10 protein-coding genes are annotated in these 14,626 nt (G+C 33.7%); 5 read left to right on the forward strand and 5 right to left on the reverse strand.

From position 1 onward, the window contains the following. Positions 1–118 precede the first annotated feature (118 nt). From IQ247_RS10465 to IQ247_RS10485, 5 genes are all read right to left on the reverse strand, one after another. Positions 119–1,276 carry a SpoIID/LytB domain-containing protein gene (locus tag IQ247_RS10465; RefSeq protein ID WP_193919638.1) on the reverse strand — a complete coding sequence of 386 codons (1,158 nt, stop codon included), beginning with the start codon at positions 1,274–1,276 and terminating at the stop codon, positions 119–121. A 169-nt stretch (positions 1,277–1,445) separates the two neighbouring features. Further along, on the reverse strand, positions 1,446–3,692 hold the full coding sequence (locus IQ247_RS10470; protein ID WP_322745484.1) for a GumC family protein: 2,247 nt from the start codon (positions 3,690–3,692) through the stop codon (positions 1,446–1,448). Positions 3,693–4,053: 361 nt separating this feature from the next. Beyond that, positions 4,054–5,106, reverse strand: a complete 1,053-nt coding sequence (locus tag IQ247_RS10475) for a polysaccharide pyruvyl transferase family protein (protein ID WP_193919640.1) — start codon at positions 5,104–5,106, stop codon at positions 4,054–4,056. A gap of 44 nt (positions 5,107–5,150) precedes the next feature. Further along, positions 5,151–7,001: a heterocyst formation ABC transporter subunit HepA gene (gene hepA, locus IQ247_RS10480; protein WP_193919642.1), complete on the reverse strand. Its 1,851-nt coding sequence runs from the start codon at positions 6,999–7,001 to the stop codon at positions 5,151–5,153. Between the two features lie 245 nt (positions 7,002–7,246). Then, positions 7,247–8,158 carry a glycosyltransferase gene (locus IQ247_RS10485; RefSeq protein ID WP_193919644.1) on the reverse strand — a complete coding sequence of 304 codons (912 nt, stop codon included), beginning with the start codon at positions 8,156–8,158 and terminating at the stop codon, positions 7,247–7,249. A 1,243-nt stretch (positions 8,159–9,401) separates the two neighbouring features. Between IQ247_RS10485 and hepC the strand changes: the two genes are divergently transcribed. From hepC to IQ247_RS10510, 5 genes are all read left to right on the forward strand, one after another. Continuing rightward, positions 9,402–10,169, forward strand: a complete 768-nt coding sequence (hepC, locus tag IQ247_RS10490) for a heterocyst development glycosyltransferase HepC (RefSeq protein WP_193919645.1) — start codon at positions 9,402–9,404, stop codon at positions 10,167–10,169. Positions 10,170–10,201: 32 nt separating this feature from the next. Then, positions 10,202–10,975, forward strand: a complete 774-nt coding sequence (locus IQ247_RS10495; RefSeq protein ID WP_193919646.1) for a class I SAM-dependent methyltransferase — start codon at positions 10,202–10,204, stop codon at positions 10,973–10,975. A gap of 116 nt (positions 10,976–11,091) precedes the next feature. Beyond that, the gene (locus IQ247_RS10500) at positions 11,092–12,327 is read left to right on the forward strand and encodes a glycosyltransferase family 4 protein (RefSeq protein WP_193919647.1); all 1,236 of its coding nucleotides are present in this window, start codon (positions 11,092–11,094) and stop codon (positions 12,325–12,327) included. Positions 12,328–12,486: 159 nt separating this feature from the next. Then, positions 12,487–13,581 (forward strand): hypothetical protein, encoded by a 1,095-nt coding sequence (locus IQ247_RS10505; RefSeq protein WP_193919648.1) that lies wholly within the window; start codon positions 12,487–12,489, stop codon positions 13,579–13,581. A 178-nt stretch (positions 13,582–13,759) separates the two neighbouring features. Next, positions 13,760–14,623: a glycosyltransferase family 2 protein gene (locus tag IQ247_RS10510; RefSeq protein ID WP_193919649.1), complete on the forward strand. Its 864-nt coding sequence runs from the start codon at positions 13,760–13,762 to the stop codon at positions 14,621–14,623. Positions 14,624–14,626: the final 3 nt, after the last annotated feature.

The raw sequence follows: 14,626 nt of genomic DNA on the forward strand, positions 1-14,626 counted from the left end.
GGAGATGGGGGGATGGGGAGATGGGGAGATGGATTTTTAACTACTAACTCCTAACTCCTAACTCCTAACCCCTAACTCCTAACTCCTAACTCCTAACTCCTCACCTTTAACCTTTAACCTATTTAACTTCAATCGGTGCTAATGCTACATTTTTGTAGTAATGATTCAAAATTTGTAAATGGTTGTAGCCTTGATTGGCTAAATAACTAGCACCGTATTGACTCATTCCTAAACCATGTCCCCAACCAAGTCCATTTAATACAAAAGTACCATCTTGTTGTTTGTTGACGGTGAAGCGGGTACTATTGAGCTTAAGTGTGGTACGAACTTGTTCTCCTTTTAGCTCTTTAATACCTTTTTCACCAATAATCTGCAATTTTTTAACGCTGTTAAAAGGTGATAGTTCTACAGGTTTAATTTCTTGAACCGAGCCGATTTCAGGAAATTTTTGACTAATTTCTGTAGATGAGAAACTTTGTTGCCATTTACATCTATTACTTGTACTGGTTGTATTCAAGTCGAAGTCGGGAACTGCACGCAAATAAGGTAAACTGCTTCCCCAGACATCTTCAACGTTTTCGGTATGTCCTCCAGAACAAGCATGAAATACTGATTCAATAATTTGATTATTATGAGTTAATACTTGTCCTGCTGTTGCGTCTACTGCGGCGTAAATTTTGGGATCTTCTGCAATTACACCTTTATAAATTTGCCATTTATCGGGAGTTCTTCCGACATCAAAAAGAGGATTTGTTTGCTCTCTCTCTCGTCTGTAAAGAGCGTAACTACGAGCAGCTATGGCTTGAGCTTTTAAAGCTTCGGGATGCCATCGAGCATCCATTTCTCCACCTAAAACGCTGTAAAGATATTCTTCTAAATCAACCCAGTTGACTGCGGTTAATCCTTTTTGTGTGGGAATAACTAAAGTTCTACCACGATACCAGCGATCGCCAATATAAACAAATCCTTTTCCTTCGGGTTCAATCCAAAACAAAGCTGATGTCCATTTGTCTAAAGCGACTCCACCGGGAACTGGTTGAGCGTAGTAAGCTTCTCTTCCTGGTAATTTCCCTAAAGAACGTCCGCTACCATCTTTGACAATTGCAGCGGTGGAACTACCAACTTTAACTTTGTCTACATCACGCTCAATTGCTACACGCATAATTACCGATGCTTGTGCTGGGATAATCAAAATCATCCACAACAGTACTCCGAGCCACCAATGGCGTACTTTCATCTGGGATAATATTGAAGAATAGATTAATCGGAATTTCATGCTATTTATAATAATCTTCTGAGTTTTCTAGGATTTATATCTGTTTGACGGACAGGAGAGCGGTAGTTTCCCCGAAAATTCGGTTTATCAAGCTAGCAATAATTATATAATAGTTGACAGTTGACAGTGGACAGTGGACAGTTGCCTCTTGCCATTAACCTTTGACTTTTTACACATATAATTTTGGAGATTTGGTGGCAACATTGGCGATAATTCCGACTAAATTTAAGTTGTGAAGAATTTGTGTAGCTTGAATTAGTTCACTTTGCTTGATTTTACCCATGCGTGCTACCATGATGATGCCGTTGCATAGGGACGCTAATATCCTTGCATCTACGGTCTCTAATATTGAAGAAGCATCTATTAATACTAAATCGTAATTTTGGGTAAATATATCTAAAAGTTCTTTCATACGCCTGGAGCTAAGTAATTTTACTGTATCATCTGGGATTGGTCCGGCGGTTAAAACATCGATTGCAGGATGAACGGGTTGGACGTAATCTGATATGGGAGTGTTTGTCTCTTCTAATAATAATAAGGAAAGTCCCCAATCGTTGGAAAGTTCCATCATCGTGTGTAGGCTGGGATTTCGCAGGTTGGCATCAATTACTAAAACTCGTTGATGCATTCTCGCAGCACTGACTGCTAATCCCAAGGTTGAGATTGATTTCCCTTCACCGCTTTTTGCTGAAGTAATCATTAATGATTGACAGTGGAGCGGATATTTTAATATTTGAATATTTTGGTAAGCCATATCTAAGGTTTCGTGGGAAGGTAAATAGGCTATGGCTTCTGAAAATGAAGGGTATAACTTTTGTTTTTGCAGCGAGTGTTGCGATCGCAATTTTCCAATTGGTAAACCAAAAAGTTTTTTGGTTTCCCGAGGTGGCAAGAGTTTGGGGATTTTACCAAGTAAACGTAGGTTGGTAAACCTGGTCAATTCTTGGGGACTGTAAATAGTGTCGCTCAATAGTTCTAAAATTAAAGCTAGGGCAATGCCTAAAATGGGACCGATTACTGCACCTGTAAATAAAATTAACATTCTGGAACGACCAGTTTTAATTCCTAATTCTGGCTGTTCGAGTATTTGCCAATCAAATCCACCTTGAGCAATTTTCAGGGCTAAAGATTGACGTGCGTTCATCAGTTCTTCGAGGGTTTTACGGTTGGTTTCTACTTCCGGTAATAAACGGCTATATTCTGCAATTAAATTGGGATATCTATTTAATTCTAAACGTATCTGACTTTCCGACTGCATCAAACTTTGTTGATTTGCTCGCAAACCTAAAGCTTCTGTTTGCAATCTGACTAAATCTTCGACTAACTTTAAATCGACTCCTGCAAGTTGTCCTTTTGTCAACAGTGGTTGTGCTGTATTGTTAGTGAGGTTTGCTTTATCTCCCAAACTCCGTTCGGTTTCTTGTCTTAACAAAGCCATTTGACTCTGACGCTGTTCTAAAAGTTTTTGTACGGTGGGAGAATTATCAGTAAACCTTTGTCTTTCCTCTGCTAAAGCTAGTTCAGTCTTTTGAATCTCATCTAAGAGGGATTGATAACGAGTTGACTGGCTCAGACGAGAAGATATTAAAGCATTTTGGGGAGAAGCGGCTAGTTTTTCCTCTAAATTACGATAACGAGCTTCAACATCTTGCAACTGGGCTGTGGTAGTATCAAGGTCTTTTTTGATTCCAGCCAGAGATTCTAAAAGAATTGTACTTTGTATTTGGGGGTCAAGTATGTTGTATTTCTGGCGAAAGTTTTCTAAGTTTGTTTCCGATTCAATAACTTGTTGTTTTATTTTAGGAAGTCTTTCGTTGACGAAAGCTAATCCTTTAGATAAACGTTCTTGTTGTTGTTCTCGATTAAAGTCTTGATAAACTATTTGCAATGCTTCGAGTACTTTCTGGGCTTTAACTGGGTTTTTATCTTTAAAAGATACTTCAAATACTTCTGAGGGAACTTTATTAACTCCTGTTCCTGCTTGTATCTGAGTCACTGTTAAAGGTCCTTTTTGACCTTTTTGACCTTTAATATCTTCTACTGTAATATTTGGATATGTCGGACGTAACAATTTCACCGCTCTTTCAATTAATTTTTTGCTCCGCATTAATTGTAATTGAGCCGTATAATCTACAACTTTAATATTAGAATCAGTAAAATCATTGTTTAAACTATTTTGATTATGGGGATTGTTTACCCCTTGATAAATATTAGAACTAACTAATATTTGCATTGAGCTTTCACGTGTTGGTTTTACTACTACGGATATCAAAGTAGCAACGGAAATTACCATACCTGCGACACCTAAAATTAGCCAGCGTCGGCGATACAATATGATAGATAGCTGTCTAATACTAACAGCTTCTTGTGGTCTGTCAATTACCATTTGACCGTTGTCGAGACCAGTGTCAACCACCACAATAAACCTCTCAAATCGAAACACTAATTTATGTTAATTTATGCCAAAAACTGACTTTTTTATACAGTTCAATAATTTGTTAAAAAGCTGTTAAAAACAGTATTTTATCATCTGTAAATGTTTACAACTCATGATTACCTCGATAAATCTGAAACTAATTACTTGCGACTAAGTATTTAAAATTAATTTATAATTAATTGAAAATTAATTGAAAATTCAATTCGTGTATTCAATGTTTCCTTTGACTTTTATCTAAATACAATTTAATTAATTTAAATTAAATGAAATTAAATTAAATAATTTTATATTGCTCAAACACACTCTATAAGTCAATAATTTGCATCTTGAATCTATTAAATTAACTAAAAGAAGAACTAACATTTTTTACAAGTTCGCTTAAAAAATCTAAGTGTCCCCGACTATTTTTTCTTAGTTTATCTATTATAGTAAAATTAAATTTATTTTTCGCTTGAAGAATATTTTGGGGATTGGACAAAAATGCCGCAATTTTAAATCGTTTATCGGCGGGAGACCAAGCTGCGAAATCGGCTCCAATGCTGTTGAGAAAGGCTTTTGCTTTACCAGAACCACCTAAACTGTAAAAGGGTGTTCCTAATGCAAGTGCAGTTAATCCGAGATGCAGTTTGTAGGAGACAACTAAATCAAGGGAAGCAAGAAATTCCAGGGTTGACTGGGGGTCTGTATACATATGATATCTGATATTATTCGATTGTTGTTTGGGTACTAACTCGCTATTTATTGGCGATGATGGTAAATAAGTTTTGATAAAATGGAAAACAATATCTCTTCTGATAGATGCGATAAGTTTAAGTTGAAAGGTTAGCCATTGACACTGTAAAGTTTTCGGAATATTTATCCCTACGTTGATTCGATTACCTTGCTTATTTTGAGCGGGAATTTGCCAAAAATCTGAGACTAAAAGTAGTACATCAGGATAATAAAAAACTTGTTTGCCAAACTGATTAATGAGAGCTTGATCTGATTCTAATCTGACAGTACAGGATTGGTGCATATCACCTTGAAAAAATTCTCGTCTCCAATATGAAAGCGTTGCATTTGCTCCGAATCCTTCTCCACCGATGGAAATTGGATATACGGGACAATTTTTCTCGATGCTAACTTGGTATAAGCGACGAAAATCTGTTTCAAAGGGTGCGGAAAAGTTTTCTACAAGAAATCCTCCTCCACCTATAATGCAAAATTTGGCATCATTAAGAAGTTCATCTAATGAATCGGTGGTTTGAAGTTGATAGCGTTGTGCTAAATTTTTATCCAAGCGATAAACTACAGGTTTAACATCTAAACTTTTGAGATATTTAGCAAATTGAATTGCCATAATATCGTCACCATAATTACCATAATTGTAAGAACCCCAAATTGCGACTTTCATTTTTAATTGGTAATTGGTAATGGGTAATTGGTAACTGATAACTGTTAACTGTTAACTGATAACTGATTCTGTGTTTGATGATATTTCCAAAGTTTACCTTTGAGGTTTAATAATTCTTGATAAGTTCCTTGTTCGACAATGCGTCCGGATTCGAGTACGATAACTTTATCGGCTTTATAAATAGTAGAAAGTCGATGAGCAATCGCGATCGCAGTTCTTCCTTGAGCTAATTTTTCTAAGGACTGCTGTACTAAACGTTCGCTCACCGAGTCGAGAGCGCTAGTTGCTTCATCTAAAATTAAAATCTGTGGATTGCGTAATAATGCTCGTGCGATGGCAATTCTCTGTCTTTGTCCTCCAGATAATCGTAAACCGCGATCGCCAAGTTTGGTATCGAATCCTTGGGGTAATTCTAAAATAAATTCATAGGCATTGGCACCTCTGGCTGCTTCTATAATCGTTTCATCGTCAATATTCTCTAACCCATAAGCGATATTTTCTCGCACTGAGGTGTTAAATATAAAGGTATCCTGACTGACTAATGCCATATTACGACGTAGGGAACCAAGACTGTATTGGCGTAAGTCAACTCCATCGATTAATATTTTACCGGAAGTAGGGTCGTAAAAACGTACCAATAAATCAGCTAAAGTTGTTTTACCAGAACCACTAGCACCAACTAAGGCTACCATCTGACCGCGTTGGATGGTTAAATTAATATTGTGGAGTACTAATTTTTGATCACTGTAAGCAAAATTAAGGTTAACTATTTCTATGGCTTGGTTTAAACCGGGAAAATGATGATGACCATCGATTAAATAAGCTTTATTATCAGTTCTTAAAAGTTCTTCAACAGACCTTAAAGCTCCAGAATGCATCGCAATTAAACCCCAAGAACTATTCATATGAGCAATAATTGGTAGCAAGCGGAATAAAGCAAACAAAAAAGCCAGCAGAGAGACTACATTAAGACTTCCATTTGATATCAAAGTTGAAACCGCTACCAAAATCATTGTCACCAAAATTGTCGTAGCTACCGCTTCAATTAACGGTTGTAAAAGTCCGCTAATAGTACTAGCCTTTAACCAAGCATTGGCAAAATTTTTCGCTACTCGATCAAAACGTTTGCGTTCAAATTCTTGAGTCCAAAATGCTTGTACAGTACGAATACCGCTGACAAATTCTGTGGTTTTTGCTGCTAATTCTCCCCCAGCAGATGTCATTGCAAAACTTGCTTGACGCACTCTACGAATCCAATTTGATGCTGCTACTGCGAGTAAACTAAAAAGAAATACTGTAACTAAAGTTAATTGCCAAGAAATCACGAACATGACACAAGTGTAAGCGATGATAATGCAGCTTTTGGTGACAAAATTAATCAGTTCGTTAAAAGCAAAACTCAGATGACTAACTTCAGCAGAAAAAGTATTTATTAATTCTCCGGAACGTTTTTGAATATAGTAGGAAAGACTAAAGCTTTCAAATTGCTCAAATATTCGTTTGCGGAGAGTATCTACTAATCCAATTTCGCATAATTTAGCGCAATAACGTCCTAAATAGCTAAAAACGGCTCTTAGCCAAACAGTAAATAATATTAAACCAGATATCCGCCAAATACGTTCTTGAGCAACAGCTTGAGTTCCTAAAATACCAACATCAAACCATTCAATACCAGTTTGTAATGGAGAGCGTTCGGGATTAGTTAATCCTTGTAATAAAGATGCTATCAAACCAATACCCATTGCTTCTAAAACCGCAGCTAAGATTGTCAAAAATACGGCTATAATCGCTGTACGATAAAATGGCTTAAATGCTTTGACAATCAAATGATTTTCTTGCCATAAAATGTTAGTTTTAAGAATTTTTTTAATAAAAAAAGGCAGCTTCACGTACATAGATATATTAAATAGGAAGAAGGGAGTAGGAAGAAGGGAGTAGGGAACTGTTAACAGTCAACAGGGAATAATAACGAATCATCCGGACATGATATCAAATGATAGTTGGTCAAGTACCCCTGATAATTCACTTGGTTAAACACTAGTATGATAAATGATATATTGCTAAAAAGTTTAGAATCCTGATTAATATTACTTTTTATCACTGTTTCCTACTCCCTATTCCCTGCTTTAGAGTGTTTATTTTACGGTTGTTGTAATCTCTTTATTCTGGATAAAATCACAAAACGCCAAATATTTTGGATTTTTAAATTCAATTCCAAAATTAAAGCAATCAACTGCCAATATTTTTGATAACGTCTATATTTAGCAAAAAATTTCAAAGCAGAAATCATATGTATTAAAGTCAGGTAATTGAACTTAGAACGGGTACTAGAACGTTGATATAAATGCAGTGCAGATACAGAAGGTTGAAATAAAACTCTGTACCCATTTTGCCAAGCATCTACACACAAACTTACATCTTCAAAATACAAGAAAAAGCGTTCATCAAACAACCCATATCGTTCTACATATTTGCCTGATACCATCATGAAAGCCCCAATAGCCCAATTAATTTCTACAGTTTTTTTGGGAGGAGGCATACAGGCATAATAATAATCAAAGGGATATAGTAAATTTTGGATTTTTTCGCCTAATAAATACTTTAATAACAAAAAATTAAATGTCGGAAATCTCCTAATTGAAGGTTGAACCGATTTGTCAAGATAAAGTAACTTAGGACAAACAATTGCAATATCGAGAGCGGAATTTAAAGTTGCTTTTAATTGAGTAATTATTTTGGGTTTGAATGTTACATCAGGATTAACTAAAACATAAACCTTACTTGGTAAAGCAGCGACAGCTCTATTATTTGCAGCACCAAAACCTAAGTTTCGCTCTCCTTTTTTTCCCACAAATATTTCTGGATATCGTCGGGTAAAATCATCCAGGATTTGCGGACATTTATCTTTCGAGGCATTATCATACACGATAACTGTACCTCTTTCTGGGTAAATTTCCTCGACCGCTTGTATACAAGATTCAATCGCACCCCTTAAAGTATCGGCGGAATTATAAGAAACAATTACAAAAGCTATATCACTTTTTGTTGTCATGGTAAACACACCTGCATCTGCATCCAGACGATGCAGCTAGTTACAACCTATTCAGTAATTTTTACTTTTTTTGACTAGATCAATTTGATCACTCCTATGTACAATTATTTAATCCTCAATTACAGCTTGAGTCAAAATTCTAACCTATTTTGCGTATTTTTCAGCTTTTGTCTTTTTACGAAGTAAAACAGTTTAGTATTAAATTACAATGCAAGTTGTGTATATCTAGCATCCCCCAAAAGTTGTAGATTCTCCACGCAAGCTGTTCCAATAATTGTGATTACAATGGAAATAACAATATAATCAGCTATGCATTACTCATGTAAATCTTGACGTTGTGCTAGTTCTTTTTTTGTCCACAGACAATATTCGATACATTCAATATATATAAGATGCTATTGCCAGATATCGCGATAGCAACGAGCTTGCACTAGGTGATAGCAATTGACAACGTTATTTTTAGATGAATTTTTCTTAAATAATCAAAAATTAACGACCAAATCCTAAAAAATCAAAATTTATACCTTCACTTTTATTACTGTTAGTAAGCAGCGATTAATATCAGCATTTTAAGCTTAATACTTGTCTTTCAAAGCTAATCAAGCAGAAATAGATGATTTGATTCAACTCGGCAATTTATCGAAATTAATCACCTACAAAGCCTGTATTTGTTAAAGTTGCTCAATTAACATCAAAATATTTTACTGCAACCATATTTTCAGCAGAATGTCTTTTATATTACTTATTACCCTAAGTAAAATCCTCTAATTTTAACATTGTCTACCAAAAAAAAGATTAAAATTTTTGTAAAGATGATCAAAATTTCACTGTTCGCGAGTTGACTTAATTAAGTAAATAAACTTATGATTGGTTTAAGTTTTTATGAAGTTAAAATAAAATAGTAGTCATAAATACTGAAAAGTGTCGAATAATTCTGATTGCTGTTGAATATCGCAACAGTGGTTCGTGACTTGGAAAATAGTGATAAAAAAAGGATATAAAACTTAAAAAACAATTGTGGAAACTGGATTTGAATTTGTAGTGCGGCTCGCACACCCCTCTGTATAGAAAACAACTATTCAGTATCCACTACAATGTGTTTTTGAAAAATTAGATGCTGTCGAGGATATTAAAATAAAATCTCAAAAAATTTCCAAATAACAGATAATTTAACACTCGCGTCACAGATTTAATTTTACCTATTATCCAATGATTTATTAACAATGGTTACTGATTCTTAGCGATGATTCAGAAGCAAAGGTCAACATCAGTAAATTTAGTATCATATCCTAATTTAGAAACTTCTGCTAATGTTTGGAATGATAACGAGGCTAATGATTGTAACTATAACTTTGGTTATAAAATCAAGCTGAAAAATGAAAAACTTATAGTTAAACGAACTTGTAAACCTTCACAGATGCATTTGCTTTCTAATAGAAGCGAAACATTTTTAGCAGACTGGTTGCAATTTTCTCCAGCGACAATAGTAGAAATAGATTCGCAGATTGAATTAGAGCAAATTAAAATGTGGGCTAATCAATGCAGAAGATGTGGAAAAACAGTATTTTTGCGTTTATCTCAGCAAGAAAAATTAGATCAACATTTTAATCATAATCACAAGTTTAATCATCTGAATCGGTTGATAAAGCGATGCGGTGATTTTTTAGGAGCCTTGATATTACTAATTATATTTATGCCTATTTTGATGGCGATCGCCATATTAACCCGTGTTTATTTTAAGGAACCGATATTGCAAAAACAGTGGTGTGTGGGTAAACAGGGTAAATTATTTTGTATTTATAAATTCGGTGCTAACTTGAGAAAAATTAATTTGGATATTGTAAGTAAATTACCGCAGTTATTCAATGTTCTTCAAGGTGATATGAGCCTTATCGGTAGATTTCCTTGGAGTTTAACCGAAGTCATAAAAATCAGTTCATCACAACAGGATTATCTTAATCTTAATGTTGTTCCGGGTATTATAGGAGCATGGAAATCAGTGAACAGTTAACAGTGAACAGTTAACAGTTATCAAGGTGAATCATGAAAGTAAGTAAAGCAGCAGCACTTGCAGTTAAAAACTTAGGATATCATCAACTGGGGAAATGCAATATTTGTGGTAGCTCTACTATTTTCATTTGTATTGATGTTAATACAGTGCGGAATAATATGTACTGTCCTGTTTGTAAAAGTTCATCTCGAAAAAGACACGTTGCTAAATTATTAATTGACAAAATTAATCCAAAAATATCTAGTTTAGCTGAGGTTTCATCAAATCAGCAGTTAAATAATTTAAGGATTTATAACGCTGATGTGAATGATGCTTTTTATAAAAAATTGCATAATTTAAAATCCTATTGCTGTTCTAGTTATATACCAGATGTTCAACCAGGTAAAGAAATTCAAGAAAAAGTTTTTTGTCAAGATATAGAAAATTTAACTTTCGCTGATGAAAATTTCGATATAGTAATTACAGAAGATGTATTTGAACATATCAGAAATTATAAAAAAGCGTTTCAAGAGGTATATCGTGTTTTAAAAAAAGGTGGATATCATATTTTTACAGTTCCCTGCTTTTTCGATAAACCGACTTTAGTTAGAGTTGACACTTCAGGAAATGAAGATATTCATCTATTACCCCCAGAGTATCACGGTGACAAAATTCGCGGTAAAATTTTAGCATACAGAACATTTGGAATTGATATTTTTGAACTTTTAGAAAAAATGGGTTTTCAAACCACAGTTGATTTTTCTAATTATGTAGATAAACGTTATGGAATATTTGACAGTTATGCTTTTTGTTCTAAAAAACTTTAAAAAAGAGAGTAAGAAATAGGGTACAAGGAAGATGAGGAGAATTTTAGATAGATAATTGCTGATATTTATTAATATAGCTTAGAGCTTGACTGATAACTGATAACTGATAACTGATAATGAATCCTTTAATCCTGAGTACTTTTGATATTAGTGGTGGAGCAGCTCGTGCAGCATTTCGGTTGCATAATGGACTAAAGGATATAAATATTAGGTCTCAAATGTTGGTTCAATATAAAATGAGTAGTGATAATACCGTGATTGGATCTGCAAATAAATTAGAAAAGTGGCTTAATCAAATGCGACCCACTTTAGATAATTTACCATTAAAATTTTATCCAAAACACGATTACGGAACTTTTTCGACGCAATGGTTTCCAGATTTCATTGATTCTAAAATTAAACATCTGTCTCCAGACGTAATTAATATCCATTGGACTTGTGGTTATCTTAAAATTGAAAGTATTGCCAAATTTAAACAACCATTAATTTGGACTTTACATGATATGTGGGCATTTACCGGAGGTTGTCAATATAGTTTAGATTGCGATCGCTATACAAAATCTTGCGGTGCCTGTGTTCAACTTCACTCTAACAAAGAACAAGATTTATCTCGTTGGGTATGGAAACGTAAAGCTGCATCATGGCAAAATCTTGATTTAACAATCGTTACTCCCAGTCATTGGTTAGCTAAAGTTGCACGGAGGAGCTATCTATTAAAAAATTATCCTATAAAAGTAATTCCCAACGGTATTGATATCCAAAAATATAAACCAATTGACAAAAAATTAGCGAGAAAATGGTTGAATCTTCCCTTGGATAAACAATTAATTTTATCGGGTGCTGCTACAAATAGTTACAGAAAAGGAATCCATTTACTTGAGAAAGCGTTACAAAATTTAAGCTCTTCTGGTTACACAAATCAGATAGAATTAGTTTTTTTCGGTTCCTTACAACCTGACGAAAAAAAGAACGGTGATTTTAACTGTCATTATATGGGGAATCTTCATGATGATATATCTTTAGCCTTAGTTTATGCCGCAGCAGACGTATTTGTTGCGGCTTCAATTCAAGATAATTTACCGAATACCGTAATGGAAGCTTTAGCTTGTGGTACTCCATGTGTTGCGTTTAATATTGGAGGAATGTCAGATATGATTGAGCATCAAGCTAACGGTTATTTAGCTCAAGATAAAGATGTTGAGAGTTTAGCTCAAGGTATTGCTTGGATATTATCAAATAATACCACAGAAAAAATTCGCGATCGCGCTCGTGAAAAAGTAGAAAAAGAATTCAAAATTGAATTACAAGCACGACGTTACTCTCAGCTTTTTGATGAAGTAGTTCATACTTAAAATATATTTATTTATTTATTTATTTATTTCCTTCTATCCTAAATTTATCCCAAAAAAGTTGAGAATAATTTAATAAGATTATTTCTTCCCTATTCCCTATTACCCATTACCCATTACCAATTACCCATTCCCTATATATCCGTGAATATGAAAGTAAATATGCAAAAATCAGAAACAAACTACTTTTATTATGCGCTGATTTTTTACAATATATTAATTTTATATCTTTTACCTTATAATGTAGAACTTCCTCACGCTAGAATATTTTTGCCTTTACTGGCAATGATTCTAATAGTGCAACTTTTGTTTAATAAAACTCAAATACTAATTACAGATATTATACTTGTATGCTCAATTTTAATTATTACCTTTATTAACTTTTCCACATATCATTTATTTCGATATAGTTTACCAATTTGTTTAATGCTGATTGGTTTTAGCGGTTGTCCCCAAATACGCATTAAAAGAAACTATTTAATTGGATTATGTTGGTTAACAACTGTTGCTCTAATCTACCAAATGATATTTTTTAGAAGAGTAGAGTTTGATGGTAGTTCTAGAATATCATTAAGTAATGGAGACCCGAACGTATCCGGTTTATTTATGCTGTTGTTTTTTTTCGTTTGTTGGAAAGCTAAATTTAAACCAGGAATTATTTTATCCTTAATCTCTACCGTATTGTTTTTGAGCAGAAATTATTTTCTGAGTTTACTAATTTATTTGATAATAATTGTATGGGAACATCAATTTCTTAAAATCGCCAAAAAAATCAACTTTACTGTATTCTTTATTTTTTCAAATTTGGTAGGATATTTAATTGGAGAGTACTTTTTAAACTTCGTACAAATAGGATATACATACGATACAAGTGCAAGCCGTTTATTTTCTTTTAATGATACATCTAATTTAGCCAGATTTGAAGCTAACAGATTTTTAGTAACATCTTATCAAAACGATTTAACTCTTGCTTTAAAAGGTTATGCAGATGGATATAATGAAGCATTCAAAAGGGTTGGTTCTTTAATTCATAATTCATTTTTAGAGGTAATTGCCTATATCGGTATCCCCTTGGGATTTCTTTACTTTTGTGCATTTTTAAAAGTCGTTTGTGGATATTATACTCCTAATAATTATAAATTTATTTTTCCCTATTTATTTTTCTGTTTATTCTTACATAGCGGACTTCAAGGGCTTGCTCCCCTACTTTTTGTCAGTATTTTAGCAATGTCAGTTGAAGATAATAAAGTCAGTTGAAGATAATAAAGTCAATTTCTCTTTATCTCTTTCCTTTGCGTTATTTGCACGACAGTTGCTACAACGGGGGGAACCCCCGCAACGCACTGTCTTGTCTCTGCGGTTTTTTTTTCAGTCATCTTTTAACGAAAACAGGAGTAATCATCCGGAGTATTCATAACAGGAAACCAAACAAAAAATGCAGCCAAAAATATCGATAATAACACCAAGTTTTAATTCCGAAAAAACTATTGAAAAAACAATTATTAGCGTGATTAATCAACAAAGAATATCCATCGTTGAATATATTGTAATTGATGGAGGCTCTACTGATAAAACTTGCGAAATCATCAACAAATATGCTGAGAATATAAATATATTTGTATCAGAACCAGATTTGGGTGCTTACGATGCCATGAATAAAGGAATTAAACTCGCGACAGGAGAAATTATCGGTATTATAAATTCGGATGATTGGTACCTTGAAAATGCTATCAAAACAGTAGAACAACAATTTGAGCAACATCCAGATATCGAGATATTATATTCACCCATCAAGAATTATTACCAGAGTGAATATATTGCTACTTTTATTCCTGGTACCTTAAATAAATTATCGATTCGCTTTACTTTAAATCATCCATCTTGCTTTATTAAAAAATCGGCTTACATCGCAACTGGATTATATGACTTACAATACAAAATTGCAGCCGATTACGATATGATTTTGCGTTTATTTATTAACAGATATAAATTTAATTTTATCGAAACTCCCTTAGCAGCTTACTCCCTGAATGGAATGAGTTCATCACCTTTACCGTGGGATAGAGCCAAATTAATCAAAGAATGTTGGAAAATCAGTAATAAAGCATCTGATAATTTTCCAGAAGTTTCTCAACAACAACGCATAAAAGCTTATATCTTATGGATTATCAACGAAATATTTGCATTGCCAGCGAGATACATTTTTAAACCACCTACAGCACGTAAATTAAAATATTTTATTCAACAATTTACTAAACAATTTACAAAAACATCTGTATCTGAATATGGTAAATGGTAATCT

The organism is Plectonema cf. radiosum LEGE 06105, assembly GCF_015207665.1.
GTDB lineage: Bacteria > Cyanobacteriota > Cyanobacteriia > Cyanobacteriales > Nostocaceae > Rivularia > Rivularia radiosa_A.